24 protein-coding genes are annotated in these 24983 nt (G+C 64.6%); 13 read left to right on the forward strand and 11 right to left on the reverse strand.

The window, feature by feature from the left end; translation table 11 throughout:
- Positions 1 to 187: 187 nt before the first annotated feature.
- Positions 188 to 472 (forward strand): CC/Se motif family (seleno)protein, encoded by a 285-nt coding sequence (locus BLR25_RS18965; protein WP_091940057.1) that lies wholly within the window; start codon positions 188 to 190, stop codon positions 470 to 472.
- 95 nt (positions 473 to 567) lie between these two features.
- Here BLR25_RS18965 and BLR25_RS18970 read toward each other — a convergent pair whose 3' ends face one another.
- The 8 genes from BLR25_RS18970 to BLR25_RS19005 form a co-directional block, all read right to left on the reverse strand.
- A complete protein-coding gene (locus tag BLR25_RS18970; RefSeq protein ID WP_091940059.1) occupies positions 568 to 2076 on the reverse strand; it encodes a tripartite tricarboxylate transporter permease in 1509 nt (502 codons plus the stop codon).
- Positions 2077 to 2111: 35 nt separating this feature from the next.
- On the reverse strand, positions 2112 to 2570 hold the full coding sequence (locus BLR25_RS18975) for a tripartite tricarboxylate transporter TctB family protein (RefSeq protein WP_091940061.1): 459 nt from the start codon (positions 2568 to 2570) through the stop codon (positions 2112 to 2114).
- Positions 2571 to 2658: 88 nt separating this feature from the next.
- On the reverse strand, positions 2659 to 3651 hold the full coding sequence (locus BLR25_RS18980; protein ID WP_091940062.1) for a Bug family tripartite tricarboxylate transporter substrate binding protein: 993 nt from the start codon (positions 3649 to 3651) through the stop codon (positions 2659 to 2661).
- 126 nt (positions 3652 to 3777) lie between these two features.
- Positions 3778 to 4755, reverse strand: coding sequence for a Bug family tripartite tricarboxylate transporter substrate binding protein (locus BLR25_RS18985; RefSeq protein ID WP_091940063.1), 978 nt, complete (start codon positions 4753 to 4755; stop codon positions 3778 to 3780).
- An 83-nt stretch (positions 4756 to 4838) separates the two neighbouring features.
- Positions 4839 to 6341: a tripartite tricarboxylate transporter permease gene (locus BLR25_RS18990; protein WP_091940065.1), complete on the reverse strand. Its 1503-nt coding sequence runs from the start codon at positions 6339 to 6341 to the stop codon at positions 4839 to 4841.
- A gap of 12 nt (positions 6342 to 6353) precedes the next feature.
- Positions 6354 to 6812 carry a tripartite tricarboxylate transporter TctB family protein gene (locus tag BLR25_RS18995; RefSeq protein ID WP_091940067.1) on the reverse strand — a complete coding sequence of 153 codons (459 nt, stop codon included), beginning with the start codon at positions 6810 to 6812 and terminating at the stop codon, positions 6354 to 6356.
- Between the two features lie 68 nt (positions 6813 to 6880).
- The gene (locus BLR25_RS19000) at positions 6881 to 7831 is read right to left on the reverse strand and encodes a phosphoglycerate dehydrogenase (protein WP_091940069.1); all 951 of its coding nucleotides are present in this window, start codon (positions 7829 to 7831) and stop codon (positions 6881 to 6883) included.
- Positions 7832 to 7859: 28 nt separating this feature from the next.
- Positions 7860 to 8756 carry a dihydrodipicolinate synthase family protein gene (locus tag BLR25_RS19005; RefSeq protein ID WP_091940134.1) on the reverse strand — a complete coding sequence of 299 codons (897 nt, stop codon included), beginning with the start codon at positions 8754 to 8756 and terminating at the stop codon, positions 7860 to 7862.
- Positions 8757 to 9118: 362 nt separating this feature from the next.
- On the opposite strand from BLR25_RS19005, the gene BLR25_RS19010 reads away from it, so the two are divergent.
- The 5 genes from BLR25_RS19010 to BLR25_RS19030 are packed head-to-tail and all read left to right on the forward strand — an operon-like array spanning position 9119 to position 14548.
- A complete protein-coding gene (locus BLR25_RS19010; protein WP_245715614.1) occupies positions 9119 to 10009 on the forward strand; it encodes a DeoR/GlpR family DNA-binding transcription regulator in 891 nt (296 codons plus the stop codon).
- Positions 10006 to 11160: a four-carbon acid sugar kinase family protein gene (locus BLR25_RS19015; protein ID WP_091940071.1), complete on the forward strand. Its 1155-nt coding sequence runs from the start codon at positions 10006 to 10008 to the stop codon at positions 11158 to 11160. The genes BLR25_RS19010 and BLR25_RS19015 overlap by 4 nt, the downstream gene beginning before the upstream one ends.
- Positions 11161 to 12171 carry a 4-hydroxythreonine-4-phosphate dehydrogenase PdxA gene (pdxA, locus tag BLR25_RS19020; protein ID WP_091940073.1) on the forward strand — a complete coding sequence of 337 codons (1011 nt, stop codon included), beginning with the start codon at positions 11161 to 11163 and terminating at the stop codon, positions 12169 to 12171.
- A gap of 28 nt (positions 12172 to 12199) precedes the next feature.
- Positions 12200 to 13369 (forward strand): sialidase family protein, encoded by a 1170-nt coding sequence (locus BLR25_RS19025; RefSeq protein ID WP_091940075.1) that lies wholly within the window; start codon positions 12200 to 12202, stop codon positions 13367 to 13369.
- Positions 13370 to 13393: 24 nt separating this feature from the next.
- Positions 13394 to 14548 carry an iron-containing alcohol dehydrogenase gene (locus BLR25_RS19030; RefSeq protein WP_091940077.1) on the forward strand — a complete coding sequence of 385 codons (1155 nt, stop codon included), beginning with the start codon at positions 13394 to 13396 and terminating at the stop codon, positions 14546 to 14548.
- A 70-nt stretch (positions 14549 to 14618) separates the two neighbouring features.
- Here BLR25_RS19030 and BLR25_RS19035 read toward each other — a convergent pair whose 3' ends face one another.
- Positions 14619 to 16787, reverse strand: coding sequence for a putative bifunctional diguanylate cyclase/phosphodiesterase (locus BLR25_RS19035; RefSeq protein ID WP_091940079.1), 2169 nt, complete (start codon positions 16785 to 16787; stop codon positions 14619 to 14621).
- Positions 16771 to 17928, reverse strand: coding sequence for an alcohol dehydrogenase-like regulatory protein ErcA (gene ercA, locus BLR25_RS19040; protein WP_176785986.1), 1158 nt, complete (start codon positions 17926 to 17928; stop codon positions 16771 to 16773). Before ercA ends, BLR25_RS19035 begins: the two co-directional genes overlap by 17 nt.
- A 178-nt stretch (positions 17929 to 18106) precedes the next feature.
- Between ercA and BLR25_RS19045 the strand changes: the two genes are divergently transcribed.
- Complete coding sequence (locus BLR25_RS19045; RefSeq protein ID WP_143009929.1) at positions 18107 to 18415, forward strand: hypothetical protein; 309 nt, start codon at positions 18107 to 18109, stop codon at positions 18413 to 18415.
- A 347-nt stretch (positions 18416 to 18762) separates the two neighbouring features.
- Here BLR25_RS19045 and purM read toward each other — a convergent pair whose 3' ends face one another.
- Positions 18763 to 19800, reverse strand: a complete 1038-nt coding sequence (gene purM, locus BLR25_RS19050; protein ID WP_091940084.1) for a phosphoribosylformylglycinamidine cyclo-ligase — start codon at positions 19798 to 19800, stop codon at positions 18763 to 18765.
- A gap of 144 nt (positions 19801 to 19944) precedes the next feature.
- On the opposite strand from purM, the gene hda reads away from it, so the two are divergent.
- The 6 genes from hda (at position 19945) to panC (ending at position 24961) form a co-directional block, all read left to right on the forward strand.
- Positions 19945 to 20622 (forward strand): DnaA regulatory inactivator Hda, encoded by a 678-nt coding sequence (gene hda / locus BLR25_RS19055; RefSeq protein ID WP_091940137.1) that lies wholly within the window; start codon positions 19945 to 19947, stop codon positions 20620 to 20622.
- A 17-nt stretch (positions 20623 to 20639) separates the two neighbouring features.
- Entirely contained in the window at positions 20640 to 21305 is a 666-nt protein-coding gene (locus BLR25_RS19060; RefSeq protein WP_091940086.1) for a histidinol-phosphatase, read from the forward strand.
- A 23-nt stretch (positions 21306 to 21328) separates the two neighbouring features.
- Positions 21329 to 22684, forward strand: a complete 1356-nt coding sequence (pcnB, locus tag BLR25_RS19065) for a polynucleotide adenylyltransferase PcnB (protein ID WP_091940088.1) — start codon at positions 21329 to 21331, stop codon at positions 22682 to 22684.
- Between the two features lie 46 nt (positions 22685 to 22730).
- Complete coding sequence (folK, locus tag BLR25_RS19070) at positions 22731 to 23225, forward strand: 2-amino-4-hydroxy-6-hydroxymethyldihydropteridine diphosphokinase (protein WP_091940090.1); 495 nt, start codon at positions 22731 to 22733, stop codon at positions 23223 to 23225.
- A 64-nt stretch (positions 23226 to 23289) separates the two neighbouring features.
- The gene (panB, locus tag BLR25_RS19075; RefSeq protein ID WP_091940092.1) at positions 23290 to 24102 is read left to right on the forward strand and encodes a 3-methyl-2-oxobutanoate hydroxymethyltransferase; all 813 of its coding nucleotides are present in this window, start codon (positions 23290 to 23292) and stop codon (positions 24100 to 24102) included.
- A 22-nt stretch (positions 24103 to 24124) separates the two neighbouring features.
- On the forward strand, positions 24125 to 24961 hold the full coding sequence (panC, locus tag BLR25_RS19080) for a pantoate--beta-alanine ligase (RefSeq protein WP_091940094.1): 837 nt from the start codon (positions 24125 to 24127) through the stop codon (positions 24959 to 24961).
- Positions 24962 to 24983 lie beyond the last annotated feature (22 nt).

Here is a 24983-nt window from a genome sequence, read left to right on the forward strand (position 1 = left end):
GGTGAGTGAAAAAAATCGTTGGAAAGCGTCGGCCGAAAAGACCTGGCCGTGCGAGGCGAAAGGCAGAGTATCCTAGCCTTCCTTCGCCCGGTCAATGCGCCCATCCCCTGATTTGCGGACATCCGAGGCCGCGAACCAATCGCCGACACGACGGTCTACCCACCGTCTCTCTCTGGAAGACTCGATCATGATTTCACTGTCCGAAGACGCCGTTGCCTATGCCAACGAGAAGCGCTCGCCGATCCATATCGGCCTTCCCTACAAGGTCAGCGGCTGCTGTTTCGACCTGACCGAATCGCCGGCCGTGGCGCTCGGCGAACCCACCTCGCCGTCGGACTACCTGCGCCAGACGATCAGTGGTGTCACCGTCTTCGTGCCAAAAGAGTTTCCCGAACACGATCCGATCGTCATCAAGACGCGCAGCCTGCTCGGATTCCGCCAGTTGGTCATCGACGGCTGGAAGCTCGTCTAGGATTTTTGACTCTGCTTCAAAAAAAAAGCCCGGTGACCAACTATTCACCAGGCTGAAGCAATCGAGACGGCCGGCGGCCGTCTCGGCAAGACATCCTATTCCTCGTCGACGAAGACCTCTTCGCGCTTCTTGCTGATCGCCGGCAACGTGATCATCACCATCAGGCCGACGGCCAGCACGATCATCGTCGCCGAAATCGGCCGCGTGACGAAGACGCTCCAGTCGCCGCGCGCCATCAAGAGCGCCCGACGCAGGTTTTCCTCCATCATCGGCCCGAGCACGAAACCGAGGATCAGCGGCGCCGGCTCGAAACCGAGCTTGTTGAAGAGGAACCCGACCACCGCGAAAGCCGCCGCACAATAGACGTCGAAGGTGTTGTTCGACAGCGTATAAACGCCGATTGCGCAGAAAGCCATGATCGCCGGGAAGAGGAAGCGATACGGCACGGTCAGAAGCTTCACCCAGATACCGATCAGCGGCAGGTTGAGGATCACCAGCATCAGGTTGCCGACCCACATCGACGTGATCAGGCCCCAGAACAGGCCGGGATTGGTCGTCATCACCTGCGGACCCGGCTGGATGCCCATGATCGTCATGGCGCCGATCATCAGCGCCATCACCGCACTGGTCGGAATGCCCAGCGTCAGCATCGGGATGAACGAGGTCTGCGCGCCCGAGTTGTTGGCGGCTTCCGGCGCGGCGACGCCCTGGATGGCGCCCTTGCCGAAGGCTTCGGGCGTCTTCGACATCTTCTTCTCGACCGAATACGAGGTGAAGGACGCCAGCATCGGCCCGGCACCCGGCAGCACGCCGAGCAGGCAACCGAGCAGCGTGCCGCGCAAGGCGGCCGGCGCTGCATCATGAAAATCCTGCTTGCTCGGCCACAGTCCGGTCACCTTCTTGACGAAGATTTCGCGATGTTCCGGCGGCTTGCCGAGGTTGGCGATGATTTCGCCGAAGCTGAACACGCCCATGGCGATGACGACGAAGTTGATGCCGTCCATCAACTCAGGAATGCCAAAACTGAAGCGCGGCACCGCGGTAATGACGTCAGTATTGATCTGGCCGAGCAGCAGGCCGAGCACGACCATCGCCAGCGCCTTGGCCAGCGAGCCGGACGCCAGCACAACGGCGCCGACCAGGCCGAGGAACATCAGCGCGCAGTATTCCGGCGCGCCGAATTCGAAAGCGAGCGCGGTCAGCGGCGGCGCGAAGGCGGCAACCACCAGCGTGCCGATGGTGCCGGCGAAGAAGGAAGCCAGGGCCGCCGTCGCCAGCGCGGCGCCGGCGCGTCCGTGCCGCGCCATCTGATAGCCGTCGAGCGCGGTGACCACCGACGAGGCTTCGCCCGGCACATTGATCAGGATCGCCGTGGTCGAACCGCCGTACTGGGCGCCGTAGTAGATACCGGCCAGCATGATCAGCGCCGAGGTCGGCTGCAGCGAGTACATCGACGGCAGCAGCATGGCGATCGTCGCGATCGGTCCCAGGCCCGGCAACACGCCGATCAGCGTGCCGAGCATGGCGCCGAGGAAGGCATACCAGAGGTTGATCAGCGACAGCGAAGTCTGGAAGCCGATATAGAGGTTTTGAAGCAAGTCCATGTTCGATCTTTCTCTAAGTCACGCAGAGGGGCTGCTCAGGACAGCGCCGGCCACAAGGGAATGGTCAGCTGCAGACCGTAGATGAAAATGAGATAGGACATGACGGTCAGAATCGCCGCATTGAGTACTGCGTCCTTCCAGGTGAATTCGCTGCCGCCCGCGGCCGTCATGATGATCATCAGCGGGAAACTGATGACAAAACCGAGCCGCGGCAAGGCGAGACCGAAGAAAACGATGGCGCCGACGATGCAGAGCAGCGGCCGCCAGGGAATCTTTCCGATCGGATCGCCGTCGGTGCGCTTGCTCGTGAAGGCCGACGTCAGGACGACGATGCCGAGCAAGGCGAGAATGATGCCGAGTCCGAAGGGGAAATAGCCCGGCCCCGGACGCACGGCGATGCCAAAATTGTAATTCGTCGCGCCGATGGCGAAGGCGCCACCCACGAGGATCAGCAGGACGCCCGAGAGGAAGTCTTTCTGGCTTTTGATTTTCATGGAGAATCCAGTGTGATGCTGAGAAACCGGCAGCGTCCGGACGGCTCGCGCCCGGACCGCCACCTTGTCGATCGATGCTATCTCAAGCTCAGTCGGCCTTGATGTTGGCGTCCTTGATCAGCTTGGTGTACTTGGCGAATTCGTCCGGGCCGTACTTGGCCAGTTCGGACGCGACACCGGAGGCCGGAGCGACGCCGACGCCGCGCAGCTTCTCGATGACCTCAGGCTGCTTCAGCACCTTCTGCAATTCGACGCTGAGACGATCGACGATCGCTTTCGGCGTCTTGGCCGGCGCATAGAGCGCATACCAGCCGTTCACCGTGAAGTCGGGGTAGCCCGATTCGGCGAAGGTCGGCACATCGGGAAAGTCGGCCATGCGCGTCTTCGACGAGACGGCGATCGGACGCACCTTGCCGCCCTTGATCAGCGGCGTCGAGTTCGTCGAGGTATCGAAGATGACGTCGAGGCGTCCGCCGATCAGGTCGAGGATGTGCGCGCTGCCGCCCTTGTACGGGACGTGCGTCAGGTTGATCTTGGCCTGCGCGGTGAACATTTCACCGGCGAGATGCAGCGGCGAACCGTTGCCCGAGGAACCGTACATCACCTCGCCCGGCTTGGCCTTGGCGGCCTCGACGACGTCCTTGAGCGTCTTGTACTTCGAATTCGGGAAGGTGATGACAACCATCGGCGCGGTGCCGAAGAGGCCGATCGGCTCGAAAGCGGTGAGCGGATCGTACTCGGCCTTGAACAGGATCGGGCTGACCGCGTTCGAGGCGAAGCCGCCGACGAGCAGCGTATAGCCGTCAGCCGGGGCCTTGGCGACGACGGTTGCGCCGATCAGCGTGCCGGCGCCCGGCTTGTTGTCGATGATGAACTGCTGGCCAAGGCCTTCGGACAATTTCTGGCCGATCAGGCGACCAAGCATGTCGTTGGCGCCACCGGCCGGATAGGGCACAACGAGCGTCACCGGCTTGGTCGGATAGGTCTGCGCCTGGGCGAGACCGAAACAGCCGAGACCGGCAACCGCCGTAGCGGCGAGCAGACGGGTAAAGGTACGACGGGAGAGCAGCGAAGTGGTCATGGCTTCATTCCTTGACGAGGGATTGACGAAGCGATCGCGTCACAGCATCGATCGGAAAATCGGGCGCCGGGCCGCTTGAAGCGGACCCGGCATTCGGGTGAATCAGAAACGATACAACATGCATTCTTACTTAACCTGCAAGTTCGCCTTCTCGATCACGGCCTTCCACTTGGTCATTTCGGCAGCGATGTAGTCGGCGAATTCCTTCGGCGAGGTGGCCACGGCTTCAGCGCCCGCCTCGGAGAATTTCTTGATCGTCTCGGGCTTCTTCATGCACGCCTGGACTTCGGCCGCGAGTCTGTCGACGATTTCCTTCGGCGTGCCCGCCGGCGCGATGAAGCCGTGCCAGGCGACCGCTTCGAAGCCAGGCAGGAACTCGGCCACCGCCGGCACCTTCTCGTCGAAGGCGGCGCGCTTGGCCGTCGCCGTTGCCAGCATCGTCAGCTTGCCGCCCTGCACATGCGGCAGCAGCAGCGGCACGTTGTCGAAGGTCATCGCCACCTGGCCGCCGATCATGTCGGTGACCATGCGCGCCGAACCCGGATACGGCACGTGCGTGATCTTGGTCCCGGTCATCTGCTGGAAGAGTTCGGCCGCGAGATGCTGCGACGTGCCGACGCCCGAGGAGCCATACGCGACCTTGCCCGGATTCTTCTTCAGATATTCAATCAGCTCCGGCACCGACTTGACCGGCAGCTTGCCCGAATTGATGACAAGAACATTGGGCACCTTGTCGAACATGGTCACCGGGATCAGGTCCTTGAGCGGCTTGTACGGCACCTGGTCGGGCCGCAGCTGCGGATTGATCGCCAGGCCCGAGGTACTGGCGATGCCGATCGTCAGGCCGTCCGGCTTGGAACGCGCGACCTGGGCGATGCCATTGACGCTGCCGGCGCCCGGCACGTTCTCGATGATGAACGGCTTGCCGAAGGCCTTCTGCAGGTGATCGCCGATGACGCGCGCAAAAATATCGGTGGTACCACCGGCCGTGAACGGCACGATGATCTTGACGGTATCGGTCGGCCACTCGTCCTTCGCCATCGACGGCGAAGCGATCAGGCCCAGACAGGCGGAAACGGCCAGCGAAAACAGTGTCTTTTTCATGATTGCCCTCTTTGTTTGAGTCGGTTGACGCGGTTCGATTCTATCTCTTGGAAACTGCAAATTGCATAACCCCCGAGCGGCGCTCAGTCCTCCTGGAACGCCTCCTGGCGCTTCTTCTTGATCGACGGCACGGCCATGATGGTGATCAGGCCAGCGGTCGCGACCAGCAATGACAAGGAAATCGGGTTGGTGACGAAGGTCGAATAGCTCCCTTGCGACAGGATCAGCGCCCGCCGGAAGTATTCTTCCATCATCGGCCCGAGGACGAATCCGAGCAGCATCGGCGCCGCCTCGCAACCGAGCTTGGCGAGCACGTAGCCGAAGACCGAGAGAATCGCCGTGATGTAAATGTTGGCGACGTTGCTGTTGAGCGAATAGACACCGATGCAGCAGAACACCAGGATCGCCGGGTAGAGGAAGCGATAGGGGATGGTGAGCAGCTTGACCCAGACGCCGAGCATCGGCAGGTTGAGGATCACCAGCATCAGGTTGCCGACCCACATCGACGCGATCAGGCCCCAGAACAGTTCCGGGTTGTTCTGCATCACCTGCGGACCGGGCGTGATGTTGTGGATCGTCATCGCGCCGACCATCAGCGCCATCACCGCATTCGACGGAATGCCCATCGTCAGCAGCGGGATGAACGAGGTCTGCGCCGCCGCGTTATTGGCCGACTCAGGCCCGGCGACGCCTTCAATGGCGCCCTTGCCGAACTCGTCGGAATATTTCGAAATCTTCTTCTCGAAGGTATAGGCGGCGAACGAGGAAAGCACGGCGCCGCCTCCCGGCAGGATGCCGAGCACCGACCCGAGCGTCGTGCCGCGGAACACCGCCGGCAGCATGCGCTTGAAATCGGCCATCGAGGGCCAGAGACCGGAGACCTTGTTGGTGAAGGTCTCGCGCTTGTCCTTGAGCGAGAGGTTGCTGATCACCTCGGCGAAGCCGAAGAGCCCCATGGCGACGCAAACGAAATCGATGCCGTCGAACAGCGCCGGGATGCCAAAGGTATAACGCATGACGCCGGAATTGACGTCGGTGCCGATCAGACCGAGCAGCAGACCCATGAGGATCATGCAGATGGCCTTGAGGATCGATCCCGACGACAGGATGATGGCGCCGACGAGGCCGAGCACCATCAGCGAGAAATAGTCGGCAGGCCCGAAGCTGAAGGCGAGTTCAGCCAGCGCCGGAGCGAAGGCGGCGAGCACCAGCGTCGCCACGCAACCGGCGAAGAAGGAACCGAAGCCAGCGGTAAACAGCGCCGTCCCGGCCTTGCCGCGCCGCGCCATCTGGTAGCCGTCGATGGCGGTCACCACCGACGAGGACTCGCCGGGCAGGTTGACGAGGATGGCCGTCGTCGAACCGCCGTACTGCGCGCCATAGAAGATGCCGGCGAGCATGATCAGCGCCGTCGTCGGGCTGAGGCCGTAGGTCACCGGCAGCAGCATGGCGATCGTCGCCACCGGGCCGATGCCGGGCAGCACGCCGATCAAGGTGCCGAGCAGGCAGCCGATGAAGGCATAGAGGAGGTTCTGCAGCGACAGCGCCGTGGCAAAACCGAGCGAGAGGTTGGCAATCAGGTCCATGGTCGCGAGTCCTCAGGAAAAGAGCGTCGGCCAGGTCGGGAACTGCAGGTGCAGCCCCATGACGAAGACGCCGTACACCAGCGCGGCGAGGAGCAGCGACGAGGCCAGCGTCCCCTTCCAGGTGAACTCGTGGCTGCCGAGCGAGGAGACGATTACCAGCACCAGCACCGAGAAGACGATGCCAAGGATCTGGAGCAGGAAGGCGAAGAGGACGACGGCGCCGACGATCCAGGCGACCGCCTTCCAGTCGAGCCTGCCGATCTCGGTCGCCTCGGCTTTCGGCGCCAGCGCGCTGACGCTCAGCACCGTACCCAGCACGGCCAACAATACCGCCAGCCAGAACGGGAAATACCCCGGTCCGATATCGTCGCTCGCGCCCAGCGAATAGCTGCGCGCAACAACCGCGGCAAAAATGCCGAAGGCCAGAAAAAACAGCCCGGCGGCAAAATTCTGTTTGTTACGAACCTCCACGTCCCCTCCTCCGCAGCGGCGTCGATGCGCCGCATTGATCTGAAACGCTATGACGAAACGGACGCCGCTCAGAGTCCGTTCATGACGTTCTGCGGCCGTGTCTTATGCACGATTGCCGCGACGATGGCTTCCACGCATTCCTCGCCGATGGCGTTGACGGCGCCGTCGGTGTAGCCGGCGATATGCGAGGTGGCAATGAAATTCTCCAGGCCGAAGAGCGGATGCGACTCAAGCGGTTCCTGTTCGAACACGTCCGACGCCACGCCCGCGATCGTCTTCGCCGACAGGGCCGAGAACAGGTCGGCCTCGTTGACGACGCCGCCGCGCGAGGCATTGACGAGATAGGCGCTCTTCTTCATGGCAGCAAAATCTGCGGCAGCGATGAAGTCGCGCGTGGTATCGGTCAGCGGCATGTGCAGCGTGATGAAATCGCTCTCTCCGAGCAATTCCTCCTTGCTGACGAAGCTAATGCCATTGGCCTCGGCAAAGGCCTTGTCCTGGAAGAAATCGAAGGCCAGGACGCGCATGTTGAAGCCCTTGGCGCGCAGCGCCACCTGCTTGCCGATGTTGCCGAGGCCGCAGATGCCGAGCGTCTTGCCATAGACATCGGTAGCAAAAATGCGCGGCCAACGCCCGGCCTTGGTGCCGGCATTGGCCTGCGGAATCTGCCGCGCCAGCGCCAGCACCAGCGCGAAAGCGAAGTCGGCGACGGCGTGCTTGTTGGCATTCGGCACGTTCGTCACCCAGATGCCGCGCTTGCGCGTTTCCTCGAGATCGATGTTATCGACCCCGACGCCGTGCTTGCAGACGATCTTGACGTTCGGCGCGCAGTCGAGCAGCTCGGCATTCACCTCGGTAAAGGCGACGATCAGCGCGTCGGCATCGGCCAGGTCGGCCTTGAGATCGGCCAGCGAAACATCCGCCGGAAACGAGCGCAGGACAAAACCGTTTTCGTCGAGCATCTCCACCGGATGGTTGCTGTACTTGGCAAACGACGGCGAAGTATTGATCACTTTCATGTAGCGATTCCCCGTTTTTCCCGGCCGATCAGAGCGCCGGCACCGTGCCGTACTTGGCAACCACCTGACGGATCGTCGCCAGATCCTCGTCCGAGAAGACGATCGGGTAACGGCTGTCGCCGACATCCTCGCCCAGCAGCAGCGCCGCTTTCTTGACCGCTGCCGGCGCGAAGGCGACGGCATAGAGGTCCTTGCGCAGACCGCTGATGAAATCCTGCGCCGCCTTCGACTTCTCGATGTTGCCGTCGCGGAAATTCTTCCAGATCAGGCTGACGCCTTCCGGCGACACGTTCGCGAGGCCGGAGATGCAGGCCGAGCAACCTTCGAGGAAGCCCTGGTGGGCGAGGTGGTCGGGACCGCTGAGGACATCGAAATCGGTTCTGCCCTTGACCGCATCGAGGAAGCCCTTGAGGCTCTCGTAGCTGCCGGCGCTGTCCTTGATGCCGACGATGTTCGGATGATCGGCAAGAATCGCGGCAGTCGCCGGCTCGATGGTGTTGCCGGTGCGACCCGGGATGTTGTAGAGGAAGACGGGAACCGGCACGGCATCGGCGATCGCCCGGTAGTGCGCGATCAGTTCGCTCTGCTTGAGCGGCACGAAGTATGGGGTGATCACCGAAACGGCATCGACGCCCATCGCCGCGACGTCCTTGCCCAGCCTGATCGTTGTCGCCGTCGAGATTTCGCCGATATGCGCGACCACCGGCACCTTGCCGGCCACCTCTTCGACGCAGGTCTCGGTGACGAGACGCTTCTCGTTGAGGCTGAGAACAAAGAATTCGCCATTCGTGCCATTACAGAACACGCCATTGTCGTATTTGACCTGGCGCCGCACCTGCGCGCGCAGGCGTTGCGGACAGACTTCACCGGACGGATCGAACGGCGTCACGACGGCGGTCAGCACTCCACGAATCTGTTTCTTCACTTGCATCTCTCCTTGACTCACGCTGGCGCACGCGGGGGCATAAACCCGACGACGCCGATTGACGAATGATCGGAACACGCTGGAAGCATGGTGGTTGAAGTTGAGACATTTGTCAACAAACAGCGCGCGTTTTTCCCACTATCTATCACAAAACACCAAAACACCCGGCGCCTGGCATCGATCGAAAACCATCACCGCCGCTTGCAAAGACCCTGCCAAAATCAGGGTAACCCCCCAGCATTATTGAATAAAACAAAAAAAATACCGACGAATACAAGCGAAAAGCGAGGACACCAAAACAAGCCAAGACAGCCAAAGTATCGATTGCAATTTGCGCAACAATCTCCCATAATCTACCAGTCATGAGCAAAAACCTCGTCATCACCACCGACGATCTGCCCTCGCCACCCAGGAGAACCGCCGTGGAAGCGCCCGCCGTCCTCGAGATGCCTAACGAACAGGAAAACACGCCCCTGCTGCCGGTCCAGCGACGGCAGCACATCGCCGAATTCCTCCAGCATCACGGTGCCGTCACCCTGCAACAGCTTGCCGACGCGCTGCACGTCTCGCTCTCGACCCTGCGACGCGACCTCGACGCATTGGCCGAAGAAGGCATCGTCGAACGCACGCACGGCGGCGCGCTGCTCAAACACCAGCAATACAGCACCTTCGAACCCAACATCACGGCGGCGCGCGACCTCTCGCCGCGCGAAAAGCGCATCGTCGGCGAAGCCGCCGCAGCGGCACTGATCCCCGGGCAGAGCGTCATCTTCGACAGCGGCAGCACCGTGCTTGAAGCCGCCCGCGCGGTGGTGTCCCGCAAGATCCCGCTGATCGCCATCACCAATGACATCGAGATCGCGCAGGTGCTCAACAGCAGCCCGCTCGTCCAGGTGCACGTCTTCGGCGGCCAGTTGCGCTCGGGCAGCAACACGCTGGTCGGGGAACAGGTACAGGTGGCCGCCCGCAACATCCGCGCCGACGTGCTGTTCTTCGGCGCCCACGCGATCACCGACAACGTCGTCTCGGAAACCTCGCCGGAAGTCGCCGCCGTCAAGCGCACGCTGATGAAATCGGCCAATTCCTGCCGCCTGCTCGTCGACGCCTCGAAATTCCGCCCGCGCGTCTTCATGACGGTCTGCGAAATCGGCGACATCGCCGAAGTCATCACCGACGACAACGCGCCGCACGAGGAAATCGAGCGCATCCGCTCGACCGGCGTGCGCGTCACCCTGGCCGGGACGCACGCATGACGCGCCTGCGCATCCTCGCCGACGACCTGACCGGCGCACTCGACACCGCTGCCGCCTTTGCCGGCGAGGTGCCCGTCTTCATCGACCGGCCGCCGGCGGCCGACAGCCCATACTGGCAAGCTGCCGTCAGCGTCGTGGCGACGCCGACGCGCGACGTCCTGCCGGCCACCCTGCCCGACACCCTGACACCGACGCTCGATTGGTTCGTCGCCGGCGATCTTGCTTACAAGAAAGTCGACAGCCTGCTGCGCGGCAACACCTTTGCCGAGATCGGCTGGCTGCGCGCCGCCGGGAAATTCCCGGGCGTCATTTTCGCCCCGGCCTTCCCGGGACAGGGCCGCATCACCACCGACAACCGACAGTGGGTGGTCAAGCCCGGACAGCCGCCCGAGGCGGTCGCCCAACCCTTGCGCGAAGCCTTCTCGACCTTCGGCATGACGGCAGCCACAACACCCGCCGATCGACTCGACGACAATGCCAGCTGGATTCCCGAGGTTCGCACCGACGCCGAACTCGACGCCATCGCCGCCCGGCTCGACATGCCGCACGCACGGCGCGCGCTCTGGTGCGGTAGCGCCGGACTCGCCCAAGCGATCGCCCGCCACGAAGGACTGACGCCGCACGCCGACGCCAGCCCGGCGGCGACCGACATCGACGGCCCGACGGTGCTCATCAGCGCCAGTTTCCAGCCGGTCCTCTATGCCCAATGGGAAGCGCTCAAAGCCGCGGCACCGACGCCGGCAATCGCCGAACGGGCGCGCCCCGACGAGATCGCAGCGGCACTGGCGCAGGCACAACAGGGCGCCGCCGACGTCCGCTTCGACCTCTCGCCGCGACGCGAGATGACGCAGACCGAGTCGCTCGCACTCCTGCAACAGAACATCGAACGCATCGCCGCCGGGCTGCCGGCGCCGAAGCAACTGATGATCGTCGGCGGCGACACGCTGCTGGCGATCTGCCGCGCCACCGGCGCCGAAGCGCTGCTCGCCGGCGCCTCGATCCAGAACGGCTGGGGCCGCGCGACGCTGGTCGGCGGCCGCTGGCACGGAACCCACTGCCACTCGCGTTCGGGCGCGTTCGGCAAGCCCGATGATTTGATCCAGATGATGCAGCGGCTTCGCCGCGACACGAATTTCGAGAAAGGAAAGTAAATGACAAAGGCAATCCGTTTGGCTGTCACCATGGGCGATCCCAGCGGGATCGGCCCCGAAATCATCGCCAAGGCCGCGCACCAGCTGCGCGAGGACATCGCCTCCGGCCGCCTGGAATTCATCGTTCTCGGCAACGCCCGCGCGCTCGACACGGCCTGCGCGCAAGCCGGCCTCGCGCGTGAGAGCGTGCCGCTGACAATGATCGATGTCGGCCCGGTCGACGGCGAGATCCAGACCGGCAAGATCACCGCCGTCGGTGGCGAGTGGGCCTACCGCGCCGTCAAGAAGGCGGTCGAGATGGTGCAGGCCGGCGAGGCCGATGCCATCGTCACGGCACCGCTGTCGAAGGAAGCGCTGCACATGGCCGGCCACCACTTCGAAGGCCACACCGAACTGCTCGCGCACCTCACCGGCCAGCGTGACGCCGTCATGATGCTGGCACACGGCCCGATGCGCGTCTCGCACGTTACCACGCACTGCGCCATCAGCGACATCGCCAAACGCGTGACGCCGATCCGACTCAAGCGCGTCATCGACGTCACCCTCGAGGCACTCGAGTGCCTCGGCATCGACACGCCGCGCATCGGCGTCGCCGGCCTCAACCCGCATGCCGGCGAAGGCGGCATCCTCGGCAAGGAAGAAGCCGACATCATCACGCCGGTGATCCAGGACTACGCCGCGCGCGGCATCGCCGTCTCCGGCCCGGTGCCCGGCGACACCGTCTTCATCAAGCTGCGCGGCAACCATTTTGACGCTGTCATCGCCATGTACCACGACCAGGGCCACATCCCGGTCAAGCTGCTCGGCTTCAACGTCAATCCGGCCACGGGCCAATGGGAAGCGATCAGCGGCGTCAACGTCACGCTCGGCCTGCCGATCCTGCGCACCTCGGTCGACCACGGCACCGCCTTCGATATCGCCGGCAAGGGCGTCGCCAATGCCGAAAGCATGATCGACGCGGCCGAATATGCACTCAAGCTGCTCGAAGGCCGTCGCAAGAAGGGCCTGTGACACCGACCTCGCTTAGGAGATCCGTACCATGACTGATTCTGCCCTGCGCCTCCACTCGCCGGCCGGCGACCCCAAGCGGGTCGAGGCCGACATTCCTGCGCCCTGTATCCAGAACCACGCCGCCAATTTGATGCCGCTCGCCGAAGGCGACCTCGGCTGCGTCTGGTTCGGCGGCACACAGGAAGGCATCGCCGACATCTCGATCTACTTCTCGCGCCTGGCGCGCGACGCCGCCGCCTGGTCGACGCCGGTCAAGCTCTCCGACGACCCGACGCGCTCGGAGCAGAACCCGATCCTTTTCCCGGCCCCCGACGGCAAGCTGTGGCTGATCTACACCGCGCAAAAATCGGGCAATCAGGACACGGCGATCGTCCGTTACCGCATTTCCGAAGACAATGGCATCAGTTGGGGGCCGATCGGCACGCTCTTCGAGAAGGCCGGCACCTTCGTCCGCCAGCCGGTCGTGGTGCTCGACAACGGCGACTGGCTGATTCCGGTGTTCTATTGCCGGACGAACCCCGGCGACAAATGGGTCGGCAACAACGACATCAGCGCCGTCATGATCTCGACCGACCAGGGCGCGCACTGGCGCGAGGTCGAAGTCCCCGACAGCGTCGGCTGCGTGCACATGAACATCGAGAAGCTGGACGACGGCAGCCTGCTCGCCCTGTTCCGCAGCCGCTGGGCCGACCACGTCTACAGCAGCCGCTCGATCGACAACGGCCGCAGCTGGTCGGCACCGCAGCCGACCGAATTGCCGAACAACAACTCGTCGATCCAATACACGCGTCTCGCCAACGGTCACCTCGCCATCGTGTACAACGACATCAGCTCGGCCCAGGCGACCGAACGCCGCGTCTCGCTCTATGACGAAATCGAGGACGAAGGCGACGCGCCCGGCGCGCCGCAGGTCGCTTCCGCCGCCGCCAGCGAAGGACGCACCGCCTTCTGGGGCACGCCGCGCGCACCGATGACGCTGGCAATTTCCGAAGACGGTGGCAAGACCTGGCCGTACAAGCGCAACCTCGAAGTCGGCGACGGCTACTGCATGTCGAACAATTCCGAGAAGAAGGTCAATCGCGAATTTTCCTATCCGTCGATCAAGGAAACGCCCGACGGCTTCATCCACATCGCCTATACCTACTGGCGCCAGAAGATCAAATATGTCCGCGTCACCGAGGACTGGGTCAACGGCTGACCGCCACCGAACAGGAGACAGAGCATGAGCACCTACACCCTTTTGAATGCCGGCCGCATCCACGCCGGCCCCGGCAGCATCGAAAGCCTCAAGGACGTCGTCGCCGACTTCGCCGCGAAGAATGTCCTCATCATCAGCGACAAGGGCGTCGCCGGCGCTGGCCTGATCGCGCAGCCGCAGGCGCTGATCGAAGCCGCCGGCGCCCGCGTCAAGCTCATCGACAACACCCCGCCGGAACCCGATGTCGGCCAGGTCGAAGCCATCCTCGAAGCCGCCAAGGGCGCCACCTGGGATCTCGTCATCGGCATCGGCGGCGGCAGCGCCATGGACGTCGCCAAGATTGTTGCCGTCATGCTCGGCAACGACGTCAAGCTGCGCGACCTGCTCAACAAGGCGCCGATCCCGCGCCGCGGCGTGCCGACCGTGATGGTGCCGACGACTGCCGGCACCGGTTCCGAAGCGACACCGAACAGCATCATCCTGGTCCCCGAGGACGAACTCAAGGTCGGCATCGTCAGCCCGAAGCTGATGCCCGACTGCGTCATCCTCGACCCGCTGATGACGCTCGGCCTGCCGCCGGCGATCACGGCCTCGACCGGCATGGACGCGCTGACACACGCCATCGAGTGTTACACCTCGAAGAAGGGCAATCCCTTCGCCGAGATGATCGCGCTCAAGGCGATCGGCCTCATCTCGCGCAGCATCCGCACGGCCTTCAGCGACGGCAAGAACGTCGACGCGCGCCATGACATGATCCTTGGCGCCTTCTACGGCGGCATGTGCATCGCCACCTCGAGCACGACTGCCGTGCATGCGCTCGCCTACCCGCTCGGCGGCAAGTATCGCATCGCCCACGGCATCTCGAACGCCATCCTGCTGCCCTATGTCATGCAGTTCAATGCCGTCGGCAACGAAGCGAAGTTCCGCGACGTCGCCGCCGCGATGGGACTCGACATTGCCGGCAAGAGCGACGCCGACGCCGCCACGGCGATGATTGACGCGCTCTACGCGCTCAACCGCGATCTCGACATCCCGGCGGATCTCAAGCGCTGGGCGATCACCGAGGCCGACCTCGACACGCTGGTCGAGGGCGCTGCCAAGGTCACGCGCCTGCTCGACAACAATCCGCGCTCGATGAACAAGGACGACATCCGCGCCGTCTACCGCCAGTTGCTCTAGGCAAGCCCCGACTGAAAAGCCGCCCCGGTTTCCGCCGGGGCGGCTTTTTTTTGCGCCGAGAAACCTGCGTTCAGATGCCGCGTTCGGCGGCAAAGGCAAGAAAGCGATCGGCCGGCAAAGGCCGCGCGAAGTGGTAACCCTGCGCCTCGTCGCAGCGGTAAAGCCGCAGCAGATCGAGCACCTCCTTGTTTTCGACGCCCTCGGCGATCGTCTTGAGGCCGAGGCTGTGGGCCATCTGGATGATGGCGCGGACGATCGCCGCGTCCTCGGGGTTGTGCGCCAGATCGCGCACGAAGGACTGGTCGATCTTGAGCTTATCGACCTCAAAACGCTTGAGATAGGAGAGGCTCGAATAACCGGTGCCGAAATCGTCGATCGACAGCCGGATGCCCATCAGCTTGAGGCGCTTGACCGCAGCAAGGATCGATTCGGTATCGCGGATCAGGATCGACTCGGTCAATTCCAGTTCGAGCATCGACGGATCGAGGCCGGTCGCCTCGAGCGCCTCGGCCACCGTTTTCTCGATGTCGCCACGCTTGAACTGCAGCGCCGACAGATTCACCGCCACCGCCAGGTCCTGCCCCAGGACACGCCGCCATTCGACCGCTTCGGCACAGGCTTCGTGCAACACCCAGTCGCCGATCTCGGCGATCAGCCCGGTCTCCTCGGCGACGGGGATAAAGCGCCCCGGGTAGACCAGCCCGAGATCGGGATGATTCCAGCGGATCAGGGCCTCGGCGCCAAGCAGGCGCCCGCTGCCCATTTCCAGCTGCGGCTGGTAATGCAGCACGAACTGGCGCGCATCGAGCGCGCGCCGCAAGCCCGAAAACAGCGTCACCTGCGCCACCGCGTCGTCGTTCATCTCCTCGTTGAAGAAGCGGTAGGTGTTGCGCCCGGACTCCTTCGAGCGGTACATCGCCATGTCCGCCTTCTTGAGCAGCGTGCCGTAGTCGGCGCCATCCTCGGGATAGATGGCGACGCCGACCGAGACCGAAATGGTGAGTTCCTGATGGTCGACGGAAAAGGGCTCGGCCAGATTCGCCATCAATTCGGCCGCGTACGTGGCGATCGCATCCGGCTCGGACACGTTGGTGAGCAGCAGCAGGTATTCGTCGCCACCCTGGCGACAGACCGTGTCGGTCGCCCGTGTATTCTGCTCGATGCGCCGGGCGACTTCGACCAGCAGGCGATCGCCGACCTCATGACCAAGGACGTCGTTGATCGCCTTGAAGCGATCGATGTCGATCAGCAGCAGCGCCACCTTCGTCCCCGCCCGCACGGCGAAGGCCACCGCCTGCTGCAGGCGGTCCTGAAAGAGCTGCGGATTCGGCAGACTGGTCAGGACATCGTGATAGGCGAGAAAGCGCGCGCGCTCTTCGGCGTCGTGCCGCTCGGTCACGTCGGAAATCACCCAGATCGAGTCGGACACCGGACTTTCCGAATCGAGCGCCCGTCCCGACAATTCGCACCAGATCGGCGTCCCATCGACGCGCTGCATCTGCAGCGTCACTGAAAATTGCTTGCCTGACTCGCCGAGCGAACGATACGCCTCCTCGCCGACCGAGGAAAAATCGTAGTCGGTCGGATAGAAAATCCGCGTCGACAAGCCGATCATGCCGCCTGGCGGATAGCCGAAAATCTCCTCGATGCGCCGGTTGCAGGCGACGATCCGACGCTCGCGAGTATGGACGATGCCGACCAGCGCGTTTTCGAGCAGCGCCTCCTTCTCGGCCAGCAGCGCCGCCACCATCGCATGCGCATGCTGACGCTCGGTCACGTCGCGGGCGACGAGGACGCAATAGCATTCGTTATCGAGCAGCGTCGTGCGCAGAGACAGGTCGAAGCACATCGTCCTGCCGTCGCGCGAAAACTCGGTCAGCATCGAATGGCTATCGACCGGCCGGTCGCGCGCCGCCGAACAGGCGTCTTCGGAGAGGATTTCCAGAATACGCGCGGTATCGCCCAGGCCGAGCGAAGCGAAGTCACGGCCGATCAGCGCCTCGACCGGTTCGCCGAGCAGCACGCCGAAGGCCTCGTTGCCATCGACGACCTTGCCCTCCGGCACCGAGAGCATGACAACGATATCGGTCGTACGATCGAGCAGCAGGCGGAAACGCTGCAGGCGGTCGAGATTCTGGCGCAGCTGCGGATAGTAGCTCTTGCGGAACGAGCGTTCGCCGAGACCGACGATCTGGCCTTTGCGCAGTTCCCAGTCGTCCGGATCAGAGGGCGTCGCCATAGATCACCTCGACGTCGGCCCGGCTCACCCGACGCGGATTGGTCACCACACAGGCATCGCGGATCGCATGCCGGGCGAGTTCCGACAGATCGGCCGAGCGCACACCGCGCGCGCCGAGACCGTTGCTGATACCGACACGCCGACGCAGATCGGTGATCGACTGCGTGATGCGCGCCGCGATCGTCTTCGCCTCCATGCCGCGGGTATCGACGCCCATCGCCTCGGCGATCTGGCGGTAGCGCTCGGGCGCCGCCGGCAGGTTGAAGCGCACCACGTGTTCGAGCAGCAAGGCATTGCACTCGCCGTGCGGCAGATCGAGAAAACCGCCGGCCGAATGCGCCAGCGCATGCACGGCACCGAGACTGGCGTTGGAAAAGGCCAGCCCGGCCTGCAGACTGGCCAGCATCATGTTCTCGCGCGCCGGCAGATCGCCGGGCGCCGCCACGGCGCCATCGAGATTGCCCATCACCAGGCGGATCGCCGCCAGCGCGTGCACATCGACGATCGGCGAACAGGCCGTCGACACATAGGCCTCGATCGCATGCGTCAGTGCGTCCATGCCGGTACAGGCGGTCAGGTAGGGGTCCATCGAGCGCGTCGTCTCCGGGTCCACGAGCGCGACATCGGGCACCACGGTTTTGCTGATGATCGCCATCTTGTAGTGCTCGGTGCTGTTCACGATGATGCAGAACTGCGAGATATCGGCCGCCGTCCCCGCCGTCGTCGGAATGCAGATCAGCGGCGGCCCCGGCACCTCGATCTGATCGACGCCCTCGAACTGCAACACGCTGCAGCCATTGGTATGCACGACACCGATCGCCTTGGCGCAGTCGATGACGCTGCCGCCGCCGAGCGCGACAATGACGTCGCAATGTTCGCGCGCGTAGAGCGCGGCGCCGGCCATCACTTCGAAATCCTTGGGATTGGGCGAGAGGCCCTGGAAAACCACGCTCTCGATCCCGGCTGCCGCCAGGTCTTCCTCCAACTCGCGCAACCAGCCGGCGGCGATCACACCGGCATCACAGACCACCAGCACCCGCCGCGCCATCATGTTGCGCGCATAAAAACCGACGCGGTGCCGGGCACCGACGCCAAAGATAAACTCGGGTGCAACGAACTTGCGCATTTCATAGAGCGCCATCACCCCTCCCATTATCTTTGCATAACAACCCTCTAGTGCACGTTAGTGCCGACACCCGGCGCCGTCAAGGCGCGGGGCGGCCTCATTACACGAATTGACATAGGCGGTGGCGGATGATTCAAGTCTGTGCCGGCGCTGCCGATACCTGATGCATGGGGTGAGCGGACAAGGAGCGGCCATGACGATCATCGAAGCGACGGGCGCGGCGCTGAAAAGCGCAGAAGCGGGCATCCATCGCCGGCAGGATCTGCGTGCCGAGCCGATCGGCGCCTCGGCCGAACTGCGCCATGAACTTTCCGACCGCCCGACCGGCGACCAACGGCCGGCCGGAAACGGCAGTGCTGCCGCGGCCGTATCGGGACACAACTATTTTGGACCGGAACGGCGGATCGCCCAGCGCCGCCAGGCGCGGCGAAACGTCATGCTCGACACGCGCACGCGCGATCGGCGGGCCGGCGCCGATGTCGAACGCCCGGCCCTCGCATAAAGCAGATCAGGGCGACTGTTTCCATCCACGCCCATCGTTGCCGCGGGGTGACGCGTGCAAGCCGGTAACCGAGTCACCACAAGGGCATGCTTCCCCCTCTCGTTGCTGACGGATGTGGCGCTGAAATCCTTCGCGGAACTCACCCCGATCGTGCCAAAAACCAGCGTGCGCAACCCAAGCTGTCGATTTTCCGTTGCGCCTGAACAGGACCCCTCTCGAACGATACGACGCAGCCCAAGAGCGGATCATCGGACACGCCAATAAAAACGGGGAAGCATTCGCTTCCCCGCAAAAAACTACTCGCCGGCCACGAATGGCCTCGGTAATCCAAACTGTTACAAGACCCCTCAGACGACGATCGTCTGTGCCTCGTCGCCGTTGCGCGGCTCGATGCGACCGATCTCGACCGGCGCTTCGCCAGCGGCCTGGAGCAACTGGATCGCCCGCGCGGCATTCTCGCGCGCGACGATGACGACCATGCCGATACCGCAGTTGAAGACGCGGTGCATTTCGCTCTCGGCGACGTTGCCCTCGCGCTGCAGCCACTGGAACAGCTTCGGCCGCTGCCACGCCGACTGCTCGACCACGGCCTTGACCGTCTCCGGCAGGACGCGCGGGATGTTCTCGGTCAGGCCGCCGCCAGTGATGTGCGCCATGCCCTTGACTTCGAGCTCGGCCATCAGCGCCAGCATCGGCTTCACGTAGATGCGCGTCGGTTCCATGATCGCCTCGGCCAGCGTGCGGCTGCCGTCGAAGATCGCATCGAGCGCCGGGTTGGCGCGTGCCAGGATGCGGCGCACCAGCGAATAGCCGTTCGAGTGCGCGCCCGAGGACGGCAGACCGAGGACGACGTCGCCCGGCACGATCGACTGGCCGGTGATGATCTTCGATTTTTCGACAGCGCCGACGGCGAAGCCGGCGAGGTCGTATTCACCTTCCGGATACATGCCCGGCATTTCGGCGGTCTCGCCGCCGATCAGCGCGCAGCCCGCCAGCTCGCAGCCCTTGGCGACGCCGGCGATGACGCTGGCCGCCGTATCGACGTCGAGCTTGCCGCAGGCGAAGTAATCGAGGAAAAACAGCGGTTCGGCGCCCTGCACGAGCACGTCGTTCACGCTCATGGCGACGAGATCGATGCCGACCGTGTCATGCCGGTTGAGATCGAAGGCCAGCTTGAGCTTGGTACCGACCCCGTCCGTTCCCGACACCAGCACCGGCTCGCGATAGCGCTTGGGCACCTCAAACAGTGCGCCGAAGCCGCCAAGACCGCTCAACACGCCTTCGCGCAGCGTTTTCTTGGCGAAGGGCTTGATGCGTTCAACCAGTTCGTCGCCAGCCGAAATATCGACGCCGGCATCACGGTAGGAAAGGGATTGCTGATTCATCTGGAAGTCGTCCGAACGGGGCAAAGGGAAGACGGAAGGGCGCACGATAGTGTTAAAATGCGCGACTTCGTCCGCAAAAGGCGGAATTTTAACCGAAATCACCGCATTACGGGCCGCCCGCGCCGTGTTGCCGCCCTGTTTGCCATGCGCCAACTGCTCCTCGACCTCCTTCCGGAAGCTCCGCCCAGCCTCGACAATTTCGTTGTCGGCGGCAACGGCGAAGCCGTGACCGGCCTCGCCGCCTGGCTCGCTCCCGACAACCACGAGACTTCGCTGTTGTTCTGGGGCGAGGCCGCCTCGGGCAAGACGCATCTGCTGCGCGCCTGCGGCATGCCCTACTGCGACGCCGCCGCCGATCCCGACCTGACCGCCGTCGCCCCCCTCGAAGACGACGACAGCGACTGCCTCGCCGTCGACCACATCGAAGCCCTGAGCCTGGGCGGCCAGATCGCCCTTTTCAACCTCTTCAACCGTCGCCGTGCCGCCGGCAAGCACCTGCTCACCGCAGCGAGCCAACCGCCGATCGGTCTCCGCCTGCGCGAGGACCTGCGCACCCGGCTCGGCTCGGGCCTGATCTACCGGCTGCAGCCGCTCACCGACGACGAGAAGATCGCCGCCCTCAGCGCCCAGGCACTGGCCCGCGGCATGCGCCTGCCGAAGGAAGCCTTCACCTACCTGCTGGCCCGCGCGCCGCGCGACATGCGCAGCCTCTCGGCGCTGCTCGCCGCACTCGACCGCTTCTCGCTCGAACACCAGCGCCCGATCACCCTGCCCCTGCTGCGCGAAGTGCTTCACGCAGCGCCCGAAACCGAACGCTGCTGACCCGGAAGACACCGCCCATGCACCTCGCCCTGTTCGACCTCGACAACACGCTGCTCGCCGGCGACAGCGACTACGAGTGGACCCAGTTCCTCGTTAACAAGGGCATCGTCGACCGCGACAGCTTCGAACGGCAGAACGCCGCCTTCTTCGAGCAGTACAAGGCCGGCACGCTGAACATCCTCGAATTCCTCGACTTCCAGCTGCGGCCGCTGGCCGAGCACCCGCGCGCCGACCTCGACGCCTGGCACACGGAATTCATGGAAGACAGCATCCTGCCGCGCATTTCGCAGCAGGCACGCGACCTCGTTCGCCGCCACCTCGACGCCGGCGACCTCTGCGCCATCGTCACCGCCACCAACAGCTTCGTCACCGGGCCGATCGCCCGCGAATTCGGCATCGCCCACCTGATCGGCACGATTCCCGCCCAGCAAGGCGGCCAGTTCACCGGCAAGCCGCGCGGCACGCCTTCGTTCCGCGAAGGCAAGATCACGCGCGTCGAGGCCTGGCTCGAGTCGATGGGACTGTGGTGGGGCAGCTTCGAACGCAGCTGGTTCTACAGCGACTCGCACAACGACCTGCCGCTGCTCGGCCTGGTCAGCGACCCGGTCGCCGTCGATCCCGACGCAACGCTGCGCGCGCATGCCGAGCGCGCCGGCTGGACCGTTCTTCACTTACATCTCTGAATACCGACTTCCAACACATCGCGATGATTCGCAAACTCATTTCCCGCGTCTTCGGCCGCAAACACGCCACCCACCCCGGCAAGTCCGACGCGCCGGCCGTCATTCCCGTCAGCCAGCACGGCATCCGCCGCGACGCGCTCAGCAGCGGCAGCCGCCGCACCGTTGAAACACTGCAACAACACGGCTACCAGGCCTTCGTCGTCGGCGGCGCCGTGCGCGACCTCATCGCCGGCATCTCGCCCAAGGACTACGACGTCGCCACCGACGCCACGCCAGAGCAGGTGCGCCAATGCTTCCGCCGCTCGCGCATCATCGGCCGCCGCTTCCAGATCGTGCACGTCATGATGGGCTCGGAAACCATCGAGGTCACCACCTTCCGCGGCCACCACGACGATCAGAGCGGCCCCCGCGCCCAAACCGACGCCGAGGGCCGCGTCCTGCGCGACAACGTCTTCGGCAACCAGTTGCAGGACGCGGCGCGACGCGATTTCACCGTCAATGCGCTCTATTACGACCCGAGCAAGGAAACCATCCTCGACTACCACCACGGCGTCGCCGACATCAAGCAGAAGACGCTGCGCATGATCGGCGACCCGGTCACGCGCTATCGCGAAGACCCGGTGCGCATGCTGCGCGCCGTGCGCCTCGCCGCCAAGCTCGGCCTGACGATCGCCCCGGACACGCGGCGACCGATCCGCGAACTCGCCGTACTGATCGAGAACGTGCCGCCGTCGCGCCTGTTCGACGAGATGCTCAAACTGCTGACCTCGGGCTACGCCGTCCGCTGCATCGAGCAACTGCGCGCCGAAGGCCTGCACCAGGGCCTGCTGCCGCTGCTCGACGTCATCCTCGAACAGCCGCTCGGCGAACGTTTCGTCATGCTCGCGCTCGAGAACACCGACCGGCGCGTGCGCGCCGGCAAGGCGATCTCGCCGGGGTTCCTCTTCGCCACACTGCTCTGGCACGAAGTCCTGAGCAAATGGGAAGCGCTCAAAGCCGGCGGCGAGCGCGCCATTCCGGCGCTCTTCCAGGCCATGGACGAAGTGCTCGACGTGCAGGCGGAGAAGCTCGCGATCACCCGCCGCGTCGCCGGCGACATCAAGGACATCTGGGCGCTGCAGCCGCGCTTCGAGCAGCGCACCGGCAAACGCCCCTACGGCCTGATCGAGCAGCCACGCTACCGCGCCGGCTACGACTTCCTGCTGCTGCGCGCCGAATCGGGCGAGATCGAACAGGAACTCGCCGACTGGTGGACGCGCTTTATCGACGCCGACGGCGAGGAACGCGCCGCGCTCCTGCTCCCGGCCCAACCCGGCGACGCCAAGAAGCGCCGGCGGCGCAAGCGCAAGCCGAACAGCGCCGCTGCGGCCGCCGACTGAGCCCACCGCCTTTCCCGGATATCGCCCCGCAGTCACCCCGGTCATCATGTCCATTGCCTATGTCGCCCTCGGCGCCAACCTCGACGACCCCGTCGCCCAGGTGCGCCGTGCCCTCGACGCGCTGAAGGCGCTGCCCGGCGCCCGTCTGCAGCGCGCCTCCTCGCTCTACCGCACCGCGCCGGTCGGCATCCACGGCCAGCCCGACTTCATCAACGCCGTCGCCGCGCTCGAAACGACGCTGTCTCCGTCGGCGCTGCTCGACGAACTCTTCGCCATCGAAGCCGTTTTCGGCCGCCGCCGCGACTATTACCACGCGCCGCGCACGCTCGACCTCGACCTGCTGCTCTTCGACGATTGCGTCATCGACACCCCGACGCTGAGCGTGCCGCACCCGCGCATGCACCTGCGCGCCTTCGTCCTCGCACCGCTGCTCGAAATCGCCCCCGACTGCCGCATTCCCGGCCGCGGCAGCGCCGCCGCCTGGCGTCCGGCAACACAGATGCAGGCGATCGAGCGCCTGCCTGCAGACATCCACAATTGACGCAAGGCCCCGAAGTCCGTATATCCTTGCGCCCATCCAACATTTCCACCTTGAGACCTTACTCATGTCCGCACAAACCACCTCGCGCCGACTGACGCACCTGGACCTCGCGAAAATGCGGGCCGCGGGCGAGAAAATCGCCATGCTGACCTGCTATGACGCCAGCTTTGCCCGCGCCTGCGATGCCGCCGGCATCGAATCGATCCTGATCGGCGACTCGCTCGGCATGGTCGTGCAGGGGCAGGACTCGACGCTGCCCGTCACCGTCGAGGACATCGCCTACCACACCCGTGCCGTCGTGCGCGGCTGCCGCCGGCCGCTGATCATCGCCGACCTGCCCTTCGGCAGCTACCAGGAAAGCCCGCAGGTCGCCTATCGCAACGCAGTCACCTTGATGGCCGCCGGCGCCCAGATGGTCAAGCTCGAAGGCGGCGTCGATATGGCCGAGACGACACGTTTCCTGACCGCCCGCGGCATCCCGGTCTGTGCCCACGTCGGCCTGACGCCGCAATCGGTGCATCAACTCGGCGGTTACCGCGTCCAGGGCAAGGACGACGCCGGTGCCGCCCAGCTCATGGCCGACAGCCTCGCCCAGCAGGATGCCGGTGCGACGCTGATCGTCCTCGAAGCGATCCCGGCAGCGCTCGCCGCCGAGGTCACCGCCAAGCTCGTCATCCCGACCATCGGCATCGGCGCCGGCAAGGACTGCTCGGGCCAGGTGCTGGTCCTGCACGACATGCTCGACGTCGCTTCCGGCCGCGTGCCGCGCTTCGTGCGCAACTTCCTCGCCGGACAGAACTCGATCGTCGGCGCCTTCTCGGCCTATTCGGCCGCCGTCAAGGACGGCAGCTTCCCGGCCCCCGAGCATTGCTACTGACCGGACCGGAGAAACCGACGTCATGGAAATCCACGCCTCCATCCCGGCGCTGCGCACCGCCCTCAAGGGCCGCTCGCGCATCGTCTTCGTCCCGACCATGGGCAACCTGCATGCCGGACACATCACGCTGATGCGCGAAGCGCGCCAGCACGGCGACACGGTCGTCGCCAGCATCTTCGTCAATCGCCTGCAGTTCGGCCCGAACGAAGATTTCGACAAATACCCGCGCACCTTCGCCGCCGACTGCGCGCAGCTCGAAGCCGCCGGCGTCGATGTGCTGTTCGCGCCGACCGAAACCGATCTCTACCCTGAGCCGCAGCAGTACCAGGTCGATCCGCCCGGCATCCAGAACCAGCTCGAAGGTGAATTCCGGCCCGGCCACTTCCGCGGCGTCGCCACCGTCGTGCTCAAGCTTTTCAACATCGTGCAGCCGCAGATCGCGCTGTTCGGCAAGAAGGACTACCAGCAGCTGATGATCCTGCGCAACATGACGCGCCAGCTCGCCTTGCCGATCGAAATCGTCGGAAGCGACACGGTGCGCGCCGACGACGGGCTGGCGCTCTCGTCGCGCAACGGCTACCTGACGCCCGACGAACGCCAGGAAGCGCCGCGCCTCTCGCGCGTGCTGGCCGGCATCCGCGAGGCCGCCGCAGCCGGCGAACGCGACTTCGCCAAGCTCGAACGCGCCGCCGTCGCCGAGCTCAACGCGCATGGCTGGCGCAGCGACTATGTCGCCATCCGCCGGCAGTCCGATCTGCAAACGCCGGAACCCGGCGATCGCGAGCTCGTCGTCCTCGCCGCCAGCCGTCTCGGCACGCCGCGCCTGATCGACAACCTCGAATTCCAACTGCCTGCCTAAGTTGTTACGTAAAGCCACAACT

This window comes from Propionivibrio dicarboxylicus, from assembly GCF_900099695.1.
GTDB lineage: Bacteria > Pseudomonadota > Gammaproteobacteria > Burkholderiales > Rhodocyclaceae > Propionivibrio > Propionivibrio dicarboxylicus.

Coding starts and splice junctions, on each gene's coding strand:
- BLR25_RS19060 (WP_091940086.1), top strand. CDS start 20,640: ATGCACCTCGCCCTGTTCGACCTCGACAACACGCTGCTCGCCGGCGAC.
- panC (WP_091940094.1), top strand. CDS start 24,125: ATGGAAATCCACGCCTCCATCCCGGCGCTGCGCACCGCCCTCAAGGGC.
- BLR25_RS19045 (WP_143009929.1), top strand. CDS start 18,107: ATGACGATCATCGAAGCGACGGGCGCGGCGCTGAAAAGCGCAGAAGCG.
- BLR25_RS19035 (WP_091940079.1), bottom strand. CDS start 16,787: ATGGCGACGCCCTCTGATCCGGACGACTGGGAACTGCGCAAAGGCCAG.
- BLR25_RS18970 (WP_091940059.1), bottom strand. CDS start 2,076: ATGGACTTGCTTCAAAACCTCTATATCGGCTTCCAGACTTCGCTGTCG.
- ercA (WP_176785986.1), bottom strand. CDS start 17,928: ATGGCGCTCTATGAAATGCGCAAGTTCGTTGCACCCGAGTTTATCTTT.
- panB (WP_091940092.1), top strand. CDS start 23,290: ATGTCCGCACAAACCACCTCGCGCCGACTGACGCACCTGGACCTCGCG.
- pcnB (WP_091940088.1), top strand. CDS start 21,329: ATGATTCGCAAACTCATTTCCCGCGTCTTCGGCCGCAAACACGCCACC.
- BLR25_RS18975 (WP_091940061.1), bottom strand. CDS start 2,570: ATGAAAATCAAAAGCCAGAAAGACTTCCTCTCGGGCGTCCTGCTGATC.
- BLR25_RS19010 (WP_245715614.1), top strand. CDS start 9,119: ATGAGCAAAAACCTCGTCATCACCACCGACGATCTGCCCTCGCCACCC.
- purM (WP_091940084.1), bottom strand. CDS start 19,800: ATGAATCAGCAATCCCTTTCCTACCGTGATGCCGGCGTCGATATTTCG.
- BLR25_RS19015 (WP_091940071.1), top strand. CDS start 10,006: ATGACGCGCCTGCGCATCCTCGCCGACGACCTGACCGGCGCACTCGAC.
- BLR25_RS18985 (WP_091940063.1), bottom strand. CDS start 4,755: ATGAAAAAGACACTGTTTTCGCTGGCCGTTTCCGCCTGTCTGGGCCTG.
- BLR25_RS18990 (WP_091940065.1), bottom strand. CDS start 6,341: ATGGACCTGATTGCCAACCTCTCGCTCGGTTTTGCCACGGCGCTGTCG.
- BLR25_RS18965 (WP_091940057.1), top strand. CDS start 188: ATGATTTCACTGTCCGAAGACGCCGTTGCCTATGCCAACGAGAAGCGC.
- BLR25_RS19025 (WP_091940075.1), top strand. CDS start 12,200: ATGACTGATTCTGCCCTGCGCCTCCACTCGCCGGCCGGCGACCCCAAG.
- folK (WP_091940090.1), top strand. CDS start 22,731: ATGTCCATTGCCTATGTCGCCCTCGGCGCCAACCTCGACGACCCCGTC.
- BLR25_RS19000 (WP_091940069.1), bottom strand. CDS start 7,831: ATGAAAGTGATCAATACTTCGCCGTCGTTTGCCAAGTACAGCAACCAT.
- hda (WP_091940137.1), top strand. CDS start 19,945: ATGCGCCAACTGCTCCTCGACCTCCTTCCGGAAGCTCCGCCCAGCCTC.
- BLR25_RS19030 (WP_091940077.1), top strand. CDS start 13,394: ATGAGCACCTACACCCTTTTGAATGCCGGCCGCATCCACGCCGGCCCC.
- pdxA (WP_091940073.1), top strand. CDS start 11,161: ATGACAAAGGCAATCCGTTTGGCTGTCACCATGGGCGATCCCAGCGGG.
- BLR25_RS18980 (WP_091940062.1), bottom strand. CDS start 3,651: ATGACCACTTCGCTGCTCTCCCGTCGTACCTTTACCCGTCTGCTCGCC.